Raw genomic sequence first — 19988 nt, forward strand, 5'->3', positions numbered from 1 at the left:
TGCGGCGTCACAAACCGTTCACAAGGGCACCGAAGGACCCCGACCTGCTGTTCGGTGGCGGGCCGCGGGGTGGAGGCGGCGCGGCGTCAGCGACTGCCGACGGCGGCCAGGACGGTCCGCATGGGTGGCCGGTCGTCGAGGACCGGATACGACCGACGGATGGTATGACTGCCGTCGGCCATCACGAACTGGGTCAAGGCACTTCCCGAATCCTCGACACCGACGCGAGCGAGTAGCGTCGCGACGATCTGTCGAGCCATCGGCCCGAGTTCGTGCAGGGGGCGGTTGCGATGGATGCGGGTGCCGAGGTCGATCTGACCGATGGCGTCGATGCCGAATTGCTCCACCGTGTCGAGGATGATGCCGATCTCCACCCCGTACCCGGCTGCAAACGGGATCGAGGTCAACAGTTCACGTGTGCCGGCGTACTCCCCGGCCAGCGGCTGGATCAGCGCGCCGAGCTCGGGCCGCAGCGCGGCGAGCAACGGCCGTACCACGAGCTCGGTGACCCGACCGCCTCCGGCGGGATCGACGCCTGCCGCGCTCAGCAGCGGCCGACGGTAATAGCCCTTGACGAGATGCAGTTCGGGCACCATCAGCAGCGGCGCGACCAGACGAGGGACGTACCCGGGGTCCGGCGAGACGAGGTCGCTGTCGACAAACACCACCAGGTCGCCACAGGTGGTGGCCAACGACCGCCACAAGACCTCACCCTTCCCGTCGAGCACCGGGACATCCGGGAGAGCCGACTGCCGGGTTTCGACACGTGCACCGGCGGCCGCCGCGCTCGCCATGGTGTTGTCCGACGACCCCGAGTCGACGACCACGATCTCGTCGACAAGTCCGCCGAGCAGAGGCGTGATGCTCGCGACCACCGACGCGACCGTGGCCTCCTCGTCGAGCGCGGGCAGCACCACCGACACCGTCCGGCCGTCCTTGCGGTCGATGAGCTCGTCGACGCTCCAAGGCAGGCGATCCCAGGTGTTGGTCTCCAACCAGGGGGCCGAATCCTGCATCCCCGCGATCGTCATCCCGCCAACGCCTCCTCGAATTGCGGCCAGGCCCGGTGGAGTTCGTCCTGCCAGTACGGCCAGGAATGCGTGCCACCGGCATAGAGGTGGAAGGTGGCCGGCACGCCGAGGGCACGCATGCGTTGCTGGAGGTTGCGAGTGCACTGCGCGGTCGCCGTCTCGATCACGGCGCCCACCGCGAGCTGATCGAACAGCTTCATTCCGTCTCCGTCGATGCCCGGTCCGTCGAGGGTGTCATAGCGTCCGGGCGCCCCCGACCCGTTGGACACGTAGATGGATTTGCCGCGGAAATCCTCGACATGCAGATAGGGATCATTGGCTGCCCAGGCCGGATCGGAGGGCGGGCCCCACATGTTCAGTGTGTTGCCGCCGCCGCGACCTTCCACGACCATTCGGACCACCGCCTGCCCGACCGGATCACTGGTCTGCGCGCAGCCGCTGAACGATCCGAGCGCCCGATACCGCTGCGGCGCATGCAGTGACAGCTGGAAGACGGAGGTGCCGGCCATCGAAATGCCGGCGATCGCGTTACGCCCGTTCCCGTCGAAACGGGTGTCGATGACCGCCGGTAGTTCGGCGGTCAGGAAGGTGGCCCACCGCTGGCGGCCCAGTGTCGGGTCGACGCGCTGCCAGTCGGTGAAGTAGCTGGCCGCACCACCCATCGGCACCACGACGTTGACGCCGCGCCCGGTGAAGAAGGATCGGATGTCGGTCTGATCGAACCAACTGCTGCCGCCCTCCCCGCCGGCGGCGCCGTTGAGCAGATAAAGGGTCGGGGCGGGCCCGTCGGTCGCTGCGGGCAGCACCTTCACCAGCAGGTCAGCACCCATCGACGGCGAACGGACGGTCACGTCGACTTCCCGGCTCGGCTGCACCTGCTCGGCCACAATCCGTGCGATGCGCGGGTCGGCCGATGCCACACCCGGCCACACCTGCGCCGTCATCGCCGACGCGATCGCGGCCAACACCGCACACCACACGACCGTCCGTGTCGGGCGTGCACCGCCCTCGGGTCTCATCACTGCGGTCCCCCAAGATTCGATCCGCCGGGCTCACATTCCAGATTCGAGTCGGAGTGTGCCCCACCCCCACTCACGTTCGTGGGAACAATGGTGGAGATCACAATTAGGACAATCGACCCAGACAGTCGAACATGTTGTGAAACAAGACCTTTCAGAGTCAACTCCTTGATTGTCACGCGATGCCGACGGTACGGTCACAGCGTCGTCGAGTGATCTGGCACACACGGCGCCAGCCGACGGCCCCGGGCGCACTGCCCGCAGTCACACAACGCTGATGCGCAATGAAATGAGGTGCGAGATGGTCAGTTTCGGACTCATCGACGAATGGGATCCCCGACCCGGCCGGGTGACGAGTTGGGTCGCCGCACCACAGACGGTCGCCGCCGCCGAACACGCCCCGGATCATCACGTCCCGCCGTCGCACCAGCAGGAGGAGTACCTGCGCGCCGCGCAACGCAACCGGGATGCCGGCTTCCGCTTCTCCCGCCTCTGCCTGATCGCCTTCGACATCCAGGCACCGCTCGACACCGAAGCGATGACCACGGCGCTGACCACGTTCCTGCGCCGTCACGACACCTTCCAATCGTGGTTCGCCGTCGACGATGACGGTGTGGTGTCCCGGCACGTGATCGACCCGGAGATCATCGAACTCGCCCACGCAGCTCACGGAGAGCTTCCCAACGCCGCGCAGATACGTGAACACGTGCAGGCGGAGACCCCCGGCCCGTTCCGTTGGGATTGCTTCAGCTTCGGCGCCATCGAGTGGGAGGGCGGGTTCACCCTCTACTGTGCGGTCGACCACCTCAACACCGACGGCATCTCCCAGGCGATGACCTGCGTCGACCTGATGACGCTCTACATGAATGCGGCGTTCGGTATGGAGAATCCACTGTCTCCGGTCGGCAGCTACGTGGACTATTGCGCGCGGGAACGGGCGATCTCACGCACGCTGAGCCGACACTCGCCGCATGTCCAGCGCTGGGTGGAGTTGGTGCAGGCACACGGCGGCAGCCTGCCCCGGTTCCCCCTGCCACTGGGCAAGGAGTCCGACACCCACACCCGTAGCGCGCATCTGACCACGTCCGTTTTCGACGAACCGGCAGCGCAACGGTTCGAAGATGTCTGTCGCGCCAACGGCGCCAACGTCACTGCCGGCCTCATGGCCGTCGCAGCAATGGCCTACGCCGACTTCACCGGTGAGTCCGACTACCTCGGGATGACCCCGAAGAGCACTCGAGCGGCGGGCCCCGAACTCAACTCGGTCGGCTGGTTCACCAGCCTGATCCCGGTGCCGCTCACCGTCGACGGTGCGGCGAGGTTCACATCGATGGCGACCCAGGCGGGACACAGCTACGCGGCCGGCAAGGAGCTGACCGACGTGTCCTTCCATCGCGTCCTCGAACTCGTCGAGCCCGCCGACGGCATCCACGTCTCGCCCGGCTGGTCGGTGCCGATGATCTCTTACGTCGACGTCCGCAAGCTGCCGGGTGTGGAGATGTTCGACGCGATCAACGGCTGCCTCTACGGCAACCGCGGCAGCAGCGAGGAGGTGTTCCTGTGGATCAACCGATTCCAGGACGTGACCTCGATGACGTTCCTCTACCCCGACACCGAGATCGCACACGTTTCGGTCAAGGAGTACATCGAGAAATTCATCGGCATCATGACCGCTGTCGCGACTGACGGCGACCACGTGTTGAGCGCCCCAGCGCTGGCGTGATGACGGGAACCGATGTCGCCGAATCACATTCGGGGAAATCGGGGGCGCGCCGCTCAAGCGCGCCGCGCGAGGTCACGGCGTCCGGGCGGTCGGCGGCACTCGCACTGACCGGATGTCTGGTCGGCGTGTTCATGCAGATGCTCGACACGACGATTGTCAACATCGCCTTGCCCGACCTGACCCGCGAGCTAGGGGCGTCGACGTCGGAGCAGCTGTTCGTCCTCAGTGTGTACACGCTGGCGTTCGCATGCACACTGCTCACCGCCGCGACCCTCGGCGGCCGACTCGGGCGGCGACGGGTGTTCGTCGGATCGGTCATCGCCTTCGTCGTGACGTCGATGGCGTGTGGGCTCGCACAGAACCCGCTCGAGCTGATCGTGGCGCGGGGCGCGCAAGGGGTCAGTGCGGCGTTGATGTCGGCGCAGACACTAGCGTTGATCGCCGCGCTGTTCCCCAAGAGCCGACATCCACTGGTGTTCGGTGTCTACGGTGCGGTCGCCGGCCTCGCGGCCATGCTCGGTCCGGTCATCGGCGGCGTGCTGGTGACCGCGGACATCGCCGGCTGGGGGTGGCGGACAATCTTCTTCGTGAATCTGCCGATGGGTGTCGCGGCATGCGCGCTCGCGTGGCGACGACTGCCGCAGCTGCGCGATCGGCCGGCGGCCCGGATCGATCTGGCCGGCGTCGCGTTGTCCAGCGTCGGACTGTTCCTGCTGCTGTATCCCTTGGCGGTCGGCCGTGAGATGGGATGGCCGCCGCTGCTCTGGGTATTGTTGGCGCTCGCAGCTCTGATGCTCATCGCGTTCGTCGGGGTCGAGAAGCGCCTGCTCCGTGGCGGGGGCACACCGTTGTTGCGGTTGGACTTGTTCACCTCACGACGATTCGCACTCGGCCTGGTGCTGTCCCTGTTGTTCTTCAGCGTGTTCGCCGGGTTCTTCTTCACAGTGTCGATCACCACCCAGTTCGGCCTCGGATACTCCGCGTTGCGAACCGGGCTGCTCGCTCTCCCGTTCGCGATCGGGGGCGCGCTGGGTTCGGTGGCGTCGCCGCAGGTCGTGTCGCGGATCGGCGCTGCCCGCACACTGGCACTCGGCGCGTTGCTACTCGGTGGCGGTCTGGCGTGTCTCGCTGTGGTCCTTCGCCCGGAGACCGCGATGTTGTCGGTGCCCGCGGTCATCGCCCCGCTGGTGGTGGGCGGGCTGGGTACGGGTGTGTTCGTCGCACCGTTGCAGACGACGATTCTGGCCGACACGTCCCCGGAGACCGTCGGATCGGCGTCCGGATGTGTTCCCACTGTCCAGCAGATCGGCGCCTCGATCGGCCTCGCCGTGGTGACGGTGTTCTTCTTCGGTCAGGTCGCCTCGCAGGCCGAGACGGCGGTGTCATCGGCGCGTACCCAGCTGACCGCCGAGCTGCGCGACAGCCCGGTCGAACCCATCTTCCGCGAGCCGGTGACCCAACGCTTCGCCGACTGCGCCTCGGCACAACTCACCTCGGCCCATCCCGAACGGCCGGCCGCGGGCTGCCAACCCGGCGGCGGGGACACCACCGGTATGGCGGCCACAATCGCCGCACAAGCCGGCCCGCAGCTGCACCACGCCACTCGCACCGTCGCCGCACACAGCTTCGTGGGCGCATTCGTCGCGACCCTGTGGGTACTGGCGGGTGCCTGCGTGCTGATCGCGATTCTGTCGGGAACCCTGGGCCTGCGACGTCGACCCCGATCGGGTCGGGGTATCAGAACCGGGGCCACACAGCACGAACCCCGCGCCACCGGTAAGTGACGCGGGGTTCTGCGGTCTGCGACCGGCTCAGGCCTGGCCGACCTCGAAGCGGGTGAAACCGTTGACGGTCACGCCGGCCTCGTCGAGGAGAGCCTTGACGGTCTTCTTGGAGTCCTGGACCGACGGCTGGTCGAGCAGCACGACGTCCTTGTAGAAACCGTTGACGCGGCCTTCGACGATTTTCGGCAGTGCCTGCTCGGGCTTGCCCTCTTCCTTCGCGGTCTGCTCTGCGATACGACGCTCGTTCTCCACGATGTCGGCGGGGACCTCGTCGCGGGTGGCGTACCTGGCCCGCAGCGCGGCGACCTGCATGGCGGCGCCACGCGCAGCCTCGGCCGCGTCGTCGCCCTCACCGGTGTAGGACACCAGCACACCCACGGCGGGCGGCAGGTCGGAAGCACGCTTGTGCAGGTACACCGCGACCGGTCCGTCGTAGTAGGCGACGCGACGCAGTTCGAGCTTCTCACCGATCTTCGCCGAGAGGGCCTGCACGGCGTCGTCGACGGTGCCGTCGTCGAGCTTCGCGGCCTTCAGCGAGTCGAGGTCGGTGGTCTTCGCCGACGCGGCGACGGCGACGATCTTGTCGGCGAGTTCTTGGAACTCGGCATTCTTCGCCACGAAGTCGGTCTCGGAGTTGATCTCCACCAGGGCGCCGTCCTTGGCGGCCACGAGGCCCTCGGCGGTGGAGCGCTCGGCGCGCTTGCCGACGTCCTTGGCACCCTTGATGCGCAGCTCCTCGACGGCCTTGTCGAAGTCGCCGTCATTGTTGGCCAGCGCGTTCTTGCAGTCCAGCATTCCTGAGCCGGTGAGCTCGCGGAGACGCTTCACATCGGCTGCGGTGTAGTTCGCCATCGTTGGCGAGCCTCCTTAGAGAGAGTGTGTCGATGCCGGTCGGGTCGCGACCCGACCGGCATCAGGACCGGGTGAGGTGATGCGACCGGTTACTGGGCGGCCGGTGCGGTACCGGCTTCGCCACCCGCGGGAGCGGTGGCCTGGGTGAGCAGCTCCTGCTCCCACTCGGCCAACGGCTCGCCGCCGCCCGCCTCCGGCTTGGAGTCATCCGACGACTGGCCGGCGCGGGCCTGCACGCCCTCGGCAACGGCCGAGGCGACCACACGGGTCAGCAGTGCGGCACTGCGGATCGCGTCGTCGTTGCCCGGGATCGGGTAGTCGACGAGATCGGGATCGCAGTTGGTGTCGAGGATCGCGATGACCGGGATGTTGAGCTTGCGTGCCTCACCGACAGCAATGTGCTCCTTGTTGGTGTCCACCACCCAAACGGCAGACGGCACCTTGGCCATATCTCGGATACCACCGAGGGTGCGCTCGAGCTTGTTCTTCTCACGCGTGAGCATGAGGATTTCCTTCTTGGTGCGACCTTCGAAACCACCGGTCTGCTCCATGGTCTCGAGTTCCTTCAGGCGCTGCAGGCGCTTGTGGACGGTCGAAAAGTTGGTGAGCATGCCACCGAGCCAGCGCTGGTTGACGTACGGCATCCCGACGCGGGTCGCCTCTGCGGCGATCGACTCCTGCGCCTGCTTCTTGGTGCCGACGAACAGCACGGTGCCACCGTGGGCGACGGTCTCCTTGACGAACTCGTACGCCTTGTCGATGTAGGTCAGCGTCTGCTGCAGGTCGATGATGTAGATGCCGTTGCGGTCGGTGAAGATGAACCGCTTCATCTTCGGGTTCCAACGGCGGGTCTGATGCCCGAAGTGTGCGCCGCTGTCCAGCAGCTGCTTCATGGTCACGACAGCCATGTCGTCACTATCCTTTGTGTGCAGTTGATGTCGACACCGGTTGATGCCGACCCTGGCGCCTGCAACCGTGGTGGACCCGGCGGCGGCGGAACCGCTCCGAGACCGCCCACCCGGCGGTGTGGACCGCGTCGTCACAGGTGACGGCGGCCGCTTCGCAGGCGCGCGAAGTCACCTCATCGATCTGCGATGAGGTGCGTGAGCGAGTTTACGCCGGTCAGCTGCAGAAAACCAAAACCCGGCAGCCGCCCCCGTGACCGGCGTCTCGCACATCCACGGGAGCCAACCGGCGCGCTCGTGCGTCTGAAAGACATGACGCCCCTGTCTTCGCGATTCCGAGGTCGATGGTCACCCACGCTGCGCGTGCTGATGACCGCCGTCGGTGAGCTCTGCGTGGTCACCCTGCTGCTGTGGCTGCTGCCCGCGATCGCATTCGGTGACGACACCCGCTTTGTCGCACCGATCCCCTCGCCAGAGGTGGTGCGCGGCTTCGACCCGCCGGAGCAACGGTGGCTTCCCGGGCATCGCGGGGTGGACCTCACGGCAACTCCTGGCGCCGCGGTACGCGCGGCCGGTGACGGCCGTGTCCGGTTCGCCGGGGAGGTCGCCGGACGCCCGGTCGTTTCGATCCGGCACACCGACGACCTGATCACCACCTACGAGCCGGTCCGGGCGTCGGTGCGCGAAGGTCAGTCGGTGCGTCACGGCACGGTGATCGGAGTGGTGGTGGCGGGTCATGTGGGGTGCCCGGCAGTCGCCTGTCTGCATTGGGGCGCACGGCGCGGCAGCGGTCGCGCGGCGGTGTACCTGAACCCGATGGCGTTGCTCGGCGCCGTCCGGGTACGACTCAAGCCGGTCGAACCGGACGGTGTCAGGCTCTCGGGTGGGCTTGGCGATGCACGGCCCGCAGGCGTTCCACGCTGACGTGGGTGTAGATCTGGGTGGTCGCCAGCGACGAGTGTCCGAGAAGTTCTTGCACGACCCGCAAATCCGCTCCGCCCTCGAGCAGATGCGTGGCGGCGCTGTGCCGCAGACCGTGCGGGCCGATGTCGGGCACTCCGGCAGCCTGCACCGCGCGGTGCACCACGCTACGGGCCATCCGCTGGTCGAGGCGCCCACCCTTGACGCCGAGCAGCAGCGCATCGCCGGACCGCGTGGTCGCCAGCGTCGCGCGTCCGTCACGCAGCCATAGGTGCAACGCCCGGGCGGCGGGATCGCCGTAGGGCACCGATCGTTGCTTGTCGCCTTTGCCGATGACCCGCAGCACTCGCCGATCGGTGTCCACATCGCCGAGGTCGAGTCCGCACAGCTCACCGACTCGGATGCCGCTGGCGTAGAGCAACTCCAGGATGACTGCGTCGCGCAGGGCGACGGCGATGTGCACAGGATCGGTCTCGCCGTCGGCAGCGTCACCGCCGGTCACGGTGTCGGCCGCCGACACGGCGGCCGCGGCCTGATCCTGACCCAGCACGGTCGGCAACGTCCGGTGTGCTTTGGGGGCCTGCAATCGGGTCGCCGGGTCGTGCTCCAGCACTCCTTCACGAACGGCCCACGCGCAGAATGCCTTTGCCGAGGAGACCTGACGCGCAACAGTGGTCCGGACCGCCCCGCGGCGAGTGTGGTCGGCGAGCCAGCCGCGCAACAACGCCAGATCCATCGCGGTGATCGCAACTCCGCGCGCACCCGCGAAGGCCACCAGGCCCCGAGCATCACCGACGTAGGCGCGAACGGTGTGCTCGCTGAGTCCCTTCTCGTAACGGAGATGGTTGGTGAAGTCGCCGAGGAGCCCGTGGCCATCCACAGTGGACGACGACTTTCGGGTGTTGGACCGGTCGGTCATGGTCCGACCCAAGCGGCTTGGCGGGCCGGGCGCAACCGGCCACGCGGGTCGTTGCCGGATCGTGGCCGCCGACGCGGCGAGCTGCAGGCGTTCAGGCAGGCGCGCCGGCCGCTTCCTCTGCGGCCCGTAGTTCCGATTTCCACTCCCGGAAACCCTCTTCTGTGCGGCCCCGGCGCCAGTACCCGGAGATCGATGCGTTGGCCGCACTCACGCCACGTTCCTTGCGGACGTAGGCGCGAAGGTTGTGCATCACCGCCTGGGCCTCACCGTGGATGAACACCTGCGGTTCCCCGTCGAGCCAGTCCGCGTTGCGGACCGCGCTGATCAGCGGTGCGTTGTCGCCGGCCCGTTCGTCTGCGACCTCACCGGCCGCGCCACCTCGATGCACCCAGACGATGTCGGCCCCGGGCGGGGCGGTCAGCTCGATCTCGTCCTCGGGTCCGGCGACCTCGACGAAGACCTTTGCGATCGCGTCCGCCGGCAGCGCTTCGAGGGCAGCGGCCACTGCGGGCAGACCCGCCTCGTCGGCGGCCAACAGGTGCCACGGGGCGTCGCCGCGCGGCCGGTAGCCGCTACCCGGGCCGAGGAAGTGGATGGTGGTGCCGGCCACGACCCGCGCTGCCCACGGGCCGGCGATACCCTCGTCGCCGTGTACGACGAAGTCGACCGCCATCTCGCGCGCCGCGAGGTCGATCGACCGGACCGTGTAAGTCCGCAGCACCGGTTGCTCGCGCGAAGGCAGCAGTCGGATCATCTTGCGGTCGAAGTCGCGTCCGCGGTACGGCTCACCGTCGGGCCCGAAGGCGAGCTTGATGTACATGTCTGTGTCCCAGCTCGCCGGCTCCCCCGCTGGGACGAAGTCGTCGAAACCGTTGCCACCGAGATACAGCCGGACGATGTGCGGGGTCAGCTGCTCGCGACGTAGCACCGTCATCACGTTCAGATTCTTGGCCATGAAGCCTCCTCTCCGCGACCACAGTACGCCCTATTAGGTAAACCTAACCAGAACGGGACGTCGGGCGACGTCCCGTTGGCACCGAGCTGCCCAGCGACCTGCACCGCGCCCGCACCGGCGACGGTGGTGATCTAATCTTGGACTTCAGGTCGTTGAATATCTGTCTCACCAGTCCGAGCGAGGGAAGTCATGCCGGAGTCGTCGTCACCCAGACGAGGGTCCCGCCTCACTGTGGACGATTGGCTCGACGCGGCGATGCAGGTGCTGATGAGTGACGGTGTCGGTGCCATCAAGATCTCCCGTCTGTGCGACCGGCTCGGGGTCACCAAGGGCAGCTTCTACTGGCATTTCACCGACATCTCGGCGTTGATGACGGCGCTGTCAGATCATTGCCGTGGGATCGAGGAAGCGGCCCGGCGGACGCTCGCCAATCTGCAGGAGTTGCCGCCGGTCGAGCGAATCCAGTCGATGGGCGAACTGGTCAGCAATACCCGCCGCCGTTCGGTGGAGGCAGCGGTACGCGCGTGGGCCGAGACCGACCCCGAGCTCCAGGCGGCGGTGGTGGCGCTCGATCACACGACATTCGATGTCGCACAGGACGCTTTCGTGGAGCTGGGTTTCTCGCCGTTGGACGCGCACGCGCGCGCCACCGCGCTCGTGTACGTCGGGATCGGCTACATGCAGGGCGGCGAACGAGTCGAGGCGCCCACCGAGGACGACAAACGCATCTTCGTCGAGATGCTGATCCGTAGATAGGACGAGCAGCAACTCGCCGTCGGGTGTCTGGTCATGCCAGCCGCCACGCACCGTCGACGTTGACGACATGACCGCTGACATCCATGTGAGCCAGCGCCGACCTGACCCGGGCGGTCTCGAGGCCCGCCGAGAAGGCGATCTCTTCGATCGTCACCGACCCGCGTGCGGGTATCGCGTCATGCACCCGCTTGGCTTCCGGCGACAACGCGTCGGTGGACCGCACCGGACCTCGCCCCATGTCCCCACTGCCATCCGGGGCAGCCAGCGCGATCACCGCCTGCGGGTCGATGATGAGCGCGGCGAGCCCGTCGGCGATCAGCTGATGACATCCGATCGACGTGGCCGAGGTGACGGGCCCCGGGACCGCGCCGAGCGGACGACCGAGTTTGCGCGCCCAGGCCGCGGTGTTCGCAGCACCCGACCGTCGACCCGCCTCAACCACCACCACAGCTTTCGACATCGCCGCGACCAGCCGATTGCGGGTGAGGAACCGATGTTTCGCAGCTGTGGTGCCCGGCGGATACTCGGAGAGCACGAGCCCGTTCTCGGCGATCTGGTCGAAGAGTCGAGCATGTCCTGCCGGGTAGTCGCGGTCGATTCCGCAGGCCATCACGGCCATTGTCTGGCCGCCACAGGCCACCGCCGCGCGATGCGCCGCGCCGTCGACGCCGAAGGCCCCACCCGAGACCACCGCCCAGTTCTCCGCGACGAGCCCGCCCGCCAACGTCGAGGTGACCTGTTCGCCGTAGCGTGAGGCCGCCCGCGACCCGATCAGCGCGATGCCGGTGGACGCCACCTCGTCGAGACGGGAGGTGCCGCGAACCCACAAGGCGAGGGGTTCGCCGCCACGAAATGCGGTGTCGGCCTGCCCGAGCGCCAACAACGGCCAGGCGGGCCACTCCGGGTCGTCTCGGGTCACCAATCGGGCACCGATCCGCGCGGCAACGTCCAGATCCTGCGCCGCCAGATCGGTGTCGGCTCGGGCAGCCGTCGCCGTCAGGACCTCGTCGTGGCCGTGCGGCACCGAACGTGCACGGATGGCGGCAGCCGTCTCGATTGGACCGAGCTCATCGCACAGCGACAGCAGCGGAGCGTTGGGTGGCTCGACAACCCGGGCGAGGTAGGCCCAGGCACGCAGTTCGGTGTCGTCGGTCATCAGCACCCACCACGGTCGCGATAGAGCAATGCCTCGGCGACCTCCGTCTCGCCCGGCTGCGTCAGCCCTTTCAGGTCTCCCAGCGTCCAGGCCAACCGGATGGCCCGGTCGGCGCCGCGCGCGGTCACTCGTCCGTCCCGTAAGAACAACTCGATCGGACGCAGAGCCGCCGGTGACAGCCGAAAACGCTGCCGCAGAGCCGAACCGGGAACTTCGGCATTGGTCAGCCACCCGTGACACCCCCACCGATCCAGCGCCGCACGACGAGCGGCCGCCACACGGTCCCGGACGGCGGTACTGGATTCCTCGGCGTCCGACATCAATGCCGTATTGCCTGGCGGGTCCATCCTTACCCGTATGTCGACGCGGTCCATCAGCGGTCCGGACAGCTTCCCCAGGTAGCGTCGCCTGGCAACCGCCGAGCAGATGCAGTCGATGTCGTGCGCCGGGGCGCACGGGCACGGGTTGGCGGCCATGATCAGCTGAAACCGCGCCGGGTAGGTGGCCACCCCGTCGCGTCGCGAGACCCGGACCTCCCCTTCTTCGAGCGGTTGGCGCAAGGCGTCCAACACTTTCGGCCCCATCTCGGCACATTCGTCGAGGAACAGCACTCCTCGGTGCGCCCGGGATACTGCACCCGGCCTGGCCATCCCGGTACCACCGCCGAGCAGCGCGGTGGTGGAGGTGGTGTGGTGTGGGGCGATGAACGGTGGCTCGGTCACCAACGGGCGACCCGCACGTAGGGTACCGGCGATGCTGTGAATGGCGGTCACCTCCAGCGATTCCTCGGATCCGAGCGGCGGGAGTATCCCCGGCAGGCGTCGCGCCAACATCGTCTTACCGATGCCAGGCGGCCCGGTCATCAACACGTGATGCGCTCCCGCCGCGGCGATCTCGAGCGCGTGGCGCGCCTCGGACTGACCCACCACCTCGGACATGTCGTGATACTCGATCGGCGGCGGGAGGGATTCACTGTCGGTCACCGTGTCGAGGACCGTCTCGCCGGCCAGCCATCGCACCACTTCTGTGAGGTTCTCCGCGCCGCCGATCTCCAGGTCGGTCACCAACGTCGCCTCTGCGACGTTGGACATCGGCACGACCGCATGGGTGAAACCGTGATCGCGGGCGTGTTTGAGCGCAGGCAGCACGCCTCGGACCGGTCGGAGCCCGCCGTCGAGTCCGAGTTCTCCGAGGAACACCGTGCGTGCGGTGCGCGAGACCGTGACCTGCTTGGTCGCGGCCAGGATCGCCAGTGCCATACCAAGATCGAACGAGGACCCGGCTTTGGGGAGGTCGGCCGGTGCGAGCGATACCGTCACCTTGAGATCGGGGAACTTCAGCCCGCTGTTGCTGATCGCGGCGCGCACCCGGTCCTTGGCCTCTCGCAACGATGCGTCGACCTTGCCGTTGACGACGAAGCCGGGCAAGCCGTGTCCGACATTGGCCTGGATCTCGATCTGATTGGCTTCGAAGGCGTTGAGCCCCACCGACTGGATCGAACCCAGCCCGGTCGTCAGGCGCGGGTCGTCGGTCATTCGAACACTCCCCGGTGGTGGCGCACCCTCGCGCGGTCGAGCGCCAACGGTTCGTGCGGGTCGAGTTGCACGCTGATGATGTCGAACCGGATACGTGACCACCAGCGGTCGCGGTTGCCGGCGAGCCATTCTCGGGCCAGGCGGCGCATGCGTGCGAACTTGAGCGGTGTGACCGCGGCGACCGGATCGTCGAAGACCCGTGAGGCCCGTGTCTTGACCTCGACCACCACCAGTTCATCGGCGTCGGCAGCGATGATGTCGAGTTCCCCGAAACGGTTACGCCAGTTGCGATCCAGTACTCGCCAACCGAGTTCCACCACGAAGTCGGCGGCCAGATCCTCACCGCAACGGCCGATCTCGGCTGTGCTCGGTCGAGTCCGCGATGAGTTCCGAGCAGACGGTGGATCGGACGGCCGGGATGGGTTCTCGCTCATGAGAGCAGCATCGTCGGGTGAGGCCGCGAATCAGCCTGTACGACGATGTCCGATGCAGATCTGTGGACAGAGCACCCCTGTGGACAGCCGGTCCGGGGGTGGCACGGGTCAGAGCTTGAGGTCTCGGTCCGGGTTGTCGTCGGGTTCGGACGACGACGCGGCATCGTCGGAGGCGGCCGGCGTGATCGGTTGTGGTGGTGCCCAATCGCCGATGACCGGGGGGCCCACCAGGGGCAGGGTGCCGACGATTTCGGCACCGTTGTCGGTGGTGTGCAGATAGTGTGCGGATTTGTGCTCGGTGTTGTTGGGCCCGCGGCCGCGGCCGCCGCCATGGGGTGCGCCCATCGGAGCCGCACCCGCTCGGCTCGGACCGGCACCGACCGGCGTCGTCGTCGCGGAGGTGCCCGACGTGGGCGCAGCTGTGGGCATTGCGGCCGACAAGCGGCGAGACAGTGCCGCGGGATTCGCTCCGCTCGAGCCGCTGGACCCGCCGGCCGAAGAACCTCCCGCGCCCCCACTGCCCGCGAGTTTTGCACCACCCGCGCCGGCGGCCGCACTGCCGGGCATCATCATCGCGGCCGGTGACACCGTGCTGCTCGACGAGTCGGGGCTGCCGAGTCCGCCACGAGTCAAGCTGTCGGGCCCATCTCCCCCGCCGCCGCCGTTGCCACTGCCCTCGCCGAGGGACAGCGGGGAGTCGCCGGCGTTCGCCGAGTCTGCCTGTGGCATGGGATCGGCAGAGGTACCGCCGCTCGGCGGGGCTGTCGGTTGCTTCGCAGACTGCGAACCGTAGTCACCCAGATCGGTGGCTGCGGCCGCCGAGGACCGCGCCGCCGCGCTGGAGCCACCACTGCTACCGGCCCCGCCGGCCGATCCCCCGGCCCCTGTTCCGGCCAGTAGACCGTCGGCTCCGGTGGTGCCGGCCAGACCCAGGCCATCGCCGGCCGAACTCATCGGACCGTTGTAGGTTTCGGTCATCAACAGCCCCGCCCTCGTCATGGCGCCGAATGCGTCGCCCAACGGGTTCAGGAGCTCGCCCTGAAGTTCCATCAGCGATCCACGCTGGGCCTGCGAGGCCAGCAAGACCGACTGGGCGTTCACGAGCGCGTCGATGCCAGGCTGGGCGTTCGCCGCCGCGGACACGATGTCGCTGGAGATCTGCCGAGCCGCGTCCTCGCTGGAGCTCGCCGCGACCCCCTGCAGGCCGTCACCGCCGAACCGGTAGAGGTGTTGCGCCGCCTCGTGAGCTGCGGAGATGGCCTGGGCCAGCGCTTGGGCGTCGGCAGCCGCCGACTCGGGACCCATTGACTCCAGACGCGACAAGATCTGCTGAATCGCGACAAACCAATTGGTATTGCCGCCCCCGATCGCCCCCGTCATCGCCCCTCCGTCCCCGACTCGACCCACGGACATCCGTGCCACCGGATCTGGCCCGCTATGCTACAGACACTTGGAGCGGATCACGCCACACCGCTCGCAAGCGTTGACGCTTGGAACCACATCGGGGGTCTGTGCGTCCAAACCAACGTGGGGAGGAAACCGTGAGCGGCGGACAAAAGGCGTCCGACTATGTCCTGGAACCCTGTGTCGCGATGCCCGAGATCACAGCAGCACCGGATCAACGGGACTGGGGGCAGGCAGTTGATGGCATCGGCGTGCTTTCCGAAGAAGGAAAGTGGAAAGCGCGCGCTGCAGACGCACGGAAGGCGGCCGCAGCGCTTGACGATTGTTTGGCTCGCATCTCGCCGATTCTCAAGGTGAGTTACCTAGGCGAAGGATGCAGCGAAGGCGCTGCCTTGCGCACGCGTGTCCTCGAAACCCTTGGAGACACCAGCGGCTGGAGCAACGCCTTGAAGGTGCAGATTCAGCAACTCGAAGCACTCGCGGAGAAATGCGAGAACGCAGCTATCCAAATATCAGCGACGGATCAGTCCTCAATGACACAGTTCCCGGGCACGGCGAGTTGACTTGAACTACCTCACTGCGCGTATGAAGCGATGCTCGATCCCTGCAGTCGCTTTGGCACTTTCGGCATGCACAGCTAGCGGGCCAGCGACAGAACAACCGTCGATGACGCTTCACAGTTCAGCTATAAGGCAGACCGACGAAGCTGGAAACGCCCTACCGTTCGAAAACACGTATCCAAAGCGCTGGAATGCTTCCAACGACGGCACGCCATACGAGCCCTGTACTGCCGTCGATCGCGAAGTTGCGGCTGAAATAGGACTTGACTTTTCAACGTCGAAAGACGCTGCCAGTGTTTCAGGCCAAACCCTGAGAGGGTGCCGGTGGCAATACATTGACGAAGATGTCAGCGGATGGCGCGCGAATCAAGTTATCGGAGACTTCGAGAGTCTAGAGTCCTACAAGGCAATGAACGAAGTATTCACTTGGCTGCCAGAGATCCAGATCGACGGTCGGCGGGTCGGAGTGGCGCACCAGAATGACTTCAGCTGCTTCACATATGTCCAATCCGGAGGATCTGGAGTAGTGACTGAAGCATTGTATACCGGAAACCCAAATCCCCCACTCACCGAAATCTGCCAACGCGCAATCGATCTCACCAAAGCAACTATCGACAAAATCCCGGAGTAGCCAGATCCGAGTGAGGTGAACGTGCCGGAAAACAGCACGTTCTACTCAGTCGCCGGGGAGGTCACGGTTCGTCGGGGAGGCGGAGTTCGGGCTTCTCGAGTTCCTCGATGTTGACGTCCTTGAAGGTGATGACGCGGACCTGCTTGACGAAGCGGGCGGGGCGGTACATGTCCCAGACCCAAGCGTCGGACATGCGGAGCTCGAAGTAGATCTCGCCCTCGGTGTTGCGCGGGACCAGGTCTACGGAGTTGGCGAGGTAGAAGCGCCGTTCGGTCTCGACCACGTAGGTGAACTGTCCGACGATGTCCTTGTACTCCCGATACAAGGAGAGTTCCATCTCGGTTTCGTACTTCTCGAGATCCTCAGCACTCATTCGTCAAGCCTATCGTGGTCGGGTCGGGGTCGGAGGTCACGCGGGAGGCGACATTCCGGTAGGACATTCGGTGTTGCTGCGACGGCCCGTGACGGTCGAGGCAGGCCATGTGATGTGCGGTGCTGTAGCCCTTGTGGACGGCGAAATCGTAGCCGGGCAGGTCCTGATCCATCGCCACCATCAGCCGGTCGCGCGTCACCTTCGCGATGATGCTCGCGGCGGCGATGCAGGCGGCGGCACCGTCCCCGCCGATCACCGGCAGCGACGGAACGGTCAGTCCTGGCACGACGAAACCGTCGGACAACACATAACCCGGGGTCACATCCAGGCCGGCGATGGCCCGCCGCATGCCCTCGATGTTGGCGACATGGATGCCGATGCGGTCGATCTCGGCCGCGGGGATCACCACCGCATGCCAACTCAACGCGTACTTCGTGACCGCCTTGTAGAGCTGCTCGCGCGTGGCCTCGGTCAGTCGCTTGGAGTCGTCGAGATCGGCGAGCGAGGCCAGCTGCGTGGGCTTGAGTACACACGCGGCGACCACCAGCGGCCCGGCACAGGCGCCGCGGCCTGCCTCATCGACCCCGGCGACAGGTCCGAGCCCGTTGCGGTGCAGCGCGAACTCGTAGGTACGCAGACTCGCTGCCCGTCGGATCGGGAATCTCGGCGGCCACCGGCTCATCGGTCGGGCTCCCACATCACAGGTCAGCTCTCATGACTGCGGGTTGTCCGAGGACACACCACCGATCCTCGAGAAGGGATAGATGATGAACTGCACCTTGCCGCGAATGTCACTGACCGGCACCGTGCCCTGGTACTCGTCCTCCATGTGGAACCGGGAGTCCGCCGAGTTCGCGCGGTTGTCGCCCATCACCCACACGTTGCCATCGGGCACCTTGACGGGACCGAAATCCGGCCCGAAGCACGCATTGGGCTGACCGTTCGGATTCGCCGCGAACTCGTTGCCGGCCGCCACGTCTTGGGCCTGCAGCGACTTGTCTACGTAGGGCTCGTCGAGTGGCTTACCGTCGACGGTGACACCCACGTTGTCGGAGTTGCGGCACTCGACGGTCTGCCCGCCGGTGGCGATCACCCGCTTGACGAGGTTGTTCTCGTCCGGCGGCGCGAAGCCGAACCACGACAGTCCGTCCTGGATCTTGTGCACCACCGCGTTGTCCGACCGCGGCGAGAGCCACGCCCCGTCCCAGGATTCGGTCGGAGCCTTGAACACCACCACGTCACCGGGTTCCGGCTCGCCGAATCGATACGACAGCTTGTCGATGACGATCCGGTCGTTGGTGCACCCTGTACAGCCATGCAACGTCGGTTCCATCGATTCCGACGGAATCACGTACTGCCGTCCGACGAAGGTCTGCAGCAACCAGGTCAACAGCAGCACACAGCCGATGATGATGACGGCTTCACGCAGAAGCGAGCCACGCTTCTCCGGCTTGTCCTTCTTGCTGCGCCACGGACGCTCGTCGGGGTGCTCGCCGTCGTCATCCCAGCCGTAGTCCTCAGGACGCGAGGACGAATCGGCAGACGACCGCTGCGCATCGGGGTCGGGTTCGTTACCGGCGGAGTGAGAGTCGGCCACGTCGTCAGGGTAGACGGGTCAGCGCTTTTCCTTGATCTTGGCTGCCTTGCCGCGCAGATCGCGCAGGTAGTACAGCTTGGCGCGACGGACGTCACCGCGGGTGACGACGTCGATCTTGGCCAGGTTCGGGCTGTGCACCGGGAAGGTGCGCTCAACGCCGACGCCGAAGGACACCTTGCGCACGGTGAAGGTCTCGCGAACGCCGCCACCCTGGCGACGGATCACGACACCCTTGAACACCTGGACACGTTCCTTGGAGCCCTCGATGACCTTGACGTGGACGTCAAGGGTGTCGCCGGGGCCGAATTCGGGGATGTCGTCGCGGAGCGACTGCTTGTCGAGGAAGTCGAGGGTGTTCATCGTGGTTGATCCAATCTGGCGTATGCGCTGAACAGAGGAACCTGGCGGCCCCGCACATGTACCCCCGACAGGTCGGGAATCATCTGTGAGGTTCGACCGGTTCGTGCTCCGAGTCGTTGGGTGCGCCCGGATCAGGTCCGTCCGGAGCTCTCCTCCGAGTCGAGACATCGTCTCCAGGCAACCCGACTATTGTGCCAGAGATACCCCGGTGGGGCGAAATCGCCGGTGGCGGCGGTGCCGGATGAACTGTCTGATTCAACCGGTCTTCGGTGGCCGCGCGCACGTGTGGCAGCACATCGGGCGTGCCGGCGATGAGATCCTGCACCAGGATCTTGGCTCGGACAAACGGTCGGCGCAAGGTGCGTTCGCGGGCAATGGCTCGCTCGAGCTTGCGGGTCCGGGACAGATACCGCCAACGCGCCCACGGCGAGGTCGGTCGCGCCAGGCGCAACACCCCGACGATCAGCAGCGGCCAGGCGAACACTCCGATGACCCCGGTCCACACCTTTCCCTTGAGAACGACGAGCGCCGCCAACGCGAGATTCAGCGTGGCCGCCGCGACGTCGACGACGGCGGTTCGACCGACCCGCAGATCATCGAGAGCATCGAAATAGAGATCCAAGGGCCGGAAGCCCAGCAGGATCATGCCGGTCGCGGCCAGCGCGATGAAGACCGCGTCGACCGATGTGCGTCCCTCGTGTGACCAGTACACATCGCGCAGATAAAAGATCAGTGCGAACTCGTCGAGGATCAGGGCGGCGCCGACACCGAACAGCCCCGCCAACACCGTCATCACCGCTTGATCGCCACTGACTGCGAACGCGATCAGTCCGAGCCCCGACAGCAATGTCAGCACCACACCGAACACCATGTGATGGATGTGGGTATCGCCGGCGGTCACGTTCGAGAACCACCACCGCACGTCGGCGCGGATCAGGCGAACACTGATCCGAATCCCCACGAACCCGACGATCAGCCCGAAGAAGAACACCAGCAGGGGCAGCCGCCCACGATCGATGATGTCGTGGTTCAGCCAGTCCGAGGCCCCTCGGGTGAGCCAATCGTGCACATGC

The 19988-nt window shown here is 66.5% G+C and carries 21 protein-coding genes; 6 read left to right on the plus strand and 15 right to left on the minus strand.

What is annotated here, in order from left to right:
- Nucleotides 1-86: 86 nt before the first annotated feature.
- Both L1892_RS04650 and L1892_RS04655 read right to left on the minus strand, forming a co-directional pair.
- On the minus strand, nt 87-1031 hold the full coding sequence (locus tag L1892_RS04650) for a glucosyl-3-phosphoglycerate synthase (protein WP_235722269.1): 945 nt from the start codon (nt 1029-1031) through the stop codon (nt 87-89).
- A complete protein-coding gene (locus tag L1892_RS04655) occupies nt 1028-2050 on the minus strand; it encodes an alpha/beta hydrolase (RefSeq protein ID WP_372474960.1) in 1023 nt (340 codons plus the stop codon). The genes L1892_RS04650 and L1892_RS04655 overlap by 4 nt, the downstream gene beginning before the upstream one ends.
- Before the next feature lie 301 nt (nt 2051-2351).
- Between L1892_RS04655 and L1892_RS04660 the strand changes: the two genes are divergently transcribed.
- Both L1892_RS04660 and L1892_RS04665 read left to right on the plus strand, forming a co-directional pair.
- Nucleotides 2352-3773, plus strand: coding sequence for a condensation domain-containing protein (locus tag L1892_RS04660; protein ID WP_235722270.1), 1422 nt, complete (start codon nt 2352-2354; stop codon nt 3771-3773).
- Nucleotides 3773-5557 carry an MFS transporter gene (locus L1892_RS04665; protein WP_268899916.1) on the plus strand — a complete coding sequence of 595 codons (1785 nt, stop codon included), beginning with the start codon at nt 3773-3775 and terminating at the stop codon, nt 5555-5557. The genes L1892_RS04660 and L1892_RS04665 overlap by 1 nt, the downstream gene beginning before the upstream one ends.
- Nucleotides 5558-5584: 27 nt before the next feature.
- Here L1892_RS04665 and tsf read toward each other — a convergent pair whose 3' ends face one another.
- Nucleotides 5585-6409, minus strand: coding sequence for a translation elongation factor Ts (tsf, locus tag L1892_RS04670; RefSeq protein WP_235722271.1), 825 nt, complete (start codon nt 6407-6409; stop codon nt 5585-5587).
- A gap of 89 nt (nt 6410-6498) precedes the next feature.
- Nucleotides 6499-7317 (minus strand): 30S ribosomal protein S2, encoded by an 819-nt coding sequence (gene rpsB / locus L1892_RS04675; RefSeq protein WP_235722272.1) that lies wholly within the window; start codon nt 7315-7317, stop codon nt 6499-6501.
- 366 nt (nt 7318-7683) lie between these two features.
- Here rpsB and L1892_RS04680 point away from each other — a divergent pair, with 366 nt between their 5' ends.
- On the plus strand, nt 7684-8238 hold the full coding sequence (locus L1892_RS04680; RefSeq protein WP_235722273.1) for a murein hydrolase activator EnvC family protein: 555 nt from the start codon (nt 7684-7686) through the stop codon (nt 8236-8238).
- Here L1892_RS04680 and L1892_RS04685 read toward each other — a convergent pair.
- A complete protein-coding gene (locus L1892_RS04685; RefSeq protein ID WP_235722274.1) occupies nt 8186-9154 on the minus strand; it encodes a tyrosine recombinase XerC in 969 nt (322 codons plus the stop codon). The two genes, L1892_RS04680 and L1892_RS04685, sit on opposite strands and share 53 nt — an antisense overlap.
- A 91-nt stretch (nt 9155-9245) precedes the next feature.
- A complete protein-coding gene (locus L1892_RS04690) occupies nt 9246-10109 on the minus strand; it encodes a siderophore-interacting protein (protein ID WP_235722275.1) in 864 nt (287 codons plus the stop codon).
- Between the two features lie 231 nt (nt 10110-10340).
- Here L1892_RS04690 and L1892_RS04695 point away from each other — a divergent pair, with 231 nt between their 5' ends.
- A complete protein-coding gene (locus tag L1892_RS04695; RefSeq protein ID WP_235722276.1) occupies nt 10341-10865 on the plus strand; it encodes a TetR/AcrR family transcriptional regulator in 525 nt (174 codons plus the stop codon).
- A 31-nt stretch (nt 10866-10896) separates the two neighbouring features.
- On the opposite strand, the gene dprA is transcribed toward L1892_RS04695, so the two are convergent.
- The 4 genes from dprA to L1892_RS04715 form a co-directional block, all read right to left on the minus strand.
- A complete protein-coding gene (gene dprA / locus L1892_RS04700; RefSeq protein WP_235722277.1) occupies nt 10897-12021 on the minus strand; it encodes a DNA-processing protein DprA in 1125 nt (374 codons plus the stop codon).
- Nucleotides 12021-13556, minus strand: coding sequence for a YifB family Mg chelatase-like AAA ATPase (locus L1892_RS04705; protein WP_235722278.1), 1536 nt, complete (start codon nt 13554-13556; stop codon nt 12021-12023). The genes dprA and L1892_RS04705 overlap by 1 nt, the downstream gene beginning before the upstream one ends.
- Complete coding sequence (locus tag L1892_RS04710) at nt 13553-13990, minus strand: YraN family protein (RefSeq protein ID WP_235722279.1); 438 nt, start codon at nt 13988-13990, stop codon at nt 13553-13555. The genes L1892_RS04705 and L1892_RS04710 overlap by 4 nt, the downstream gene beginning before the upstream one ends.
- Nucleotides 13991-14098: 108 nt before the next feature.
- The gene (locus tag L1892_RS04715; RefSeq protein WP_235722280.1) at nt 14099-15370 is read right to left on the minus strand and encodes a hypothetical protein; all 1272 of its coding nucleotides are present in this window, start codon (nt 15368-15370) and stop codon (nt 14099-14101) included.
- 161 nt (nt 15371-15531) lie between these two features.
- On the opposite strand from L1892_RS04715, the gene L1892_RS04720 reads away from it, so the two are divergent.
- On the plus strand, nt 15532-15957 hold the full coding sequence (locus L1892_RS04720; protein ID WP_235722281.1) for a hypothetical protein: 426 nt from the start codon (nt 15532-15534) through the stop codon (nt 15955-15957).
- Nucleotides 15958-15979: 22 nt separating this feature from the next.
- A complete protein-coding gene (locus L1892_RS25005) occupies nt 15980-16585 on the plus strand; it encodes a DUF3558 domain-containing protein (protein WP_372474965.1) in 606 nt (201 codons plus the stop codon).
- A 61-nt stretch (nt 16586-16646) separates the two neighbouring features.
- Here the strand turns inward: L1892_RS25005 and L1892_RS04725 are convergent, their stop codons facing one another.
- The 5 genes from L1892_RS04725 to L1892_RS04745 all read right to left on the minus strand — a co-directional run bounded on the left by L1892_RS04725 (nt 16647) and on the right by L1892_RS04745 (nt 19984).
- Complete coding sequence (locus tag L1892_RS04725; protein ID WP_235722282.1) at nt 16647-16958, minus strand: DUF2469 domain-containing protein; 312 nt, start codon at nt 16956-16958, stop codon at nt 16647-16649.
- Nucleotides 16948-17640, minus strand: a complete 693-nt coding sequence (locus tag L1892_RS04730; protein WP_235722283.1) for a ribonuclease HII — start codon at nt 17638-17640, stop codon at nt 16948-16950. The genes L1892_RS04725 and L1892_RS04730 overlap by 11 nt, the downstream gene beginning before the upstream one ends.
- Nucleotides 17641-17670: 30 nt before the next feature.
- The gene (gene lepB, locus L1892_RS04735) at nt 17671-18555 is read right to left on the minus strand and encodes a signal peptidase I (protein ID WP_235722284.1); all 885 of its coding nucleotides are present in this window, start codon (nt 18553-18555) and stop codon (nt 17671-17673) included.
- 18 nt (nt 18556-18573) lie between these two features.
- Complete coding sequence (gene rplS, locus L1892_RS04740) at nt 18574-18915, minus strand: 50S ribosomal protein L19 (protein ID WP_235722285.1); 342 nt, start codon at nt 18913-18915, stop codon at nt 18574-18576.
- Between the two features lie 79 nt (nt 18916-18994).
- Nucleotides 18995-19984, minus strand: a complete 990-nt coding sequence (locus L1892_RS04745; protein WP_235722286.1) for a hypothetical protein — start codon at nt 19982-19984, stop codon at nt 18995-18997.
- Nucleotides 19985-19988: the final 4 nt, after the last annotated feature.

It is taken from the genome of Gordonia tangerina, from assembly GCF_021556435.1.
In the GTDB taxonomy this organism is placed as follows: domain Bacteria; phylum Actinomycetota; class Actinomycetes; order Mycobacteriales; family Mycobacteriaceae; genus Gordonia; species Gordonia tangerina.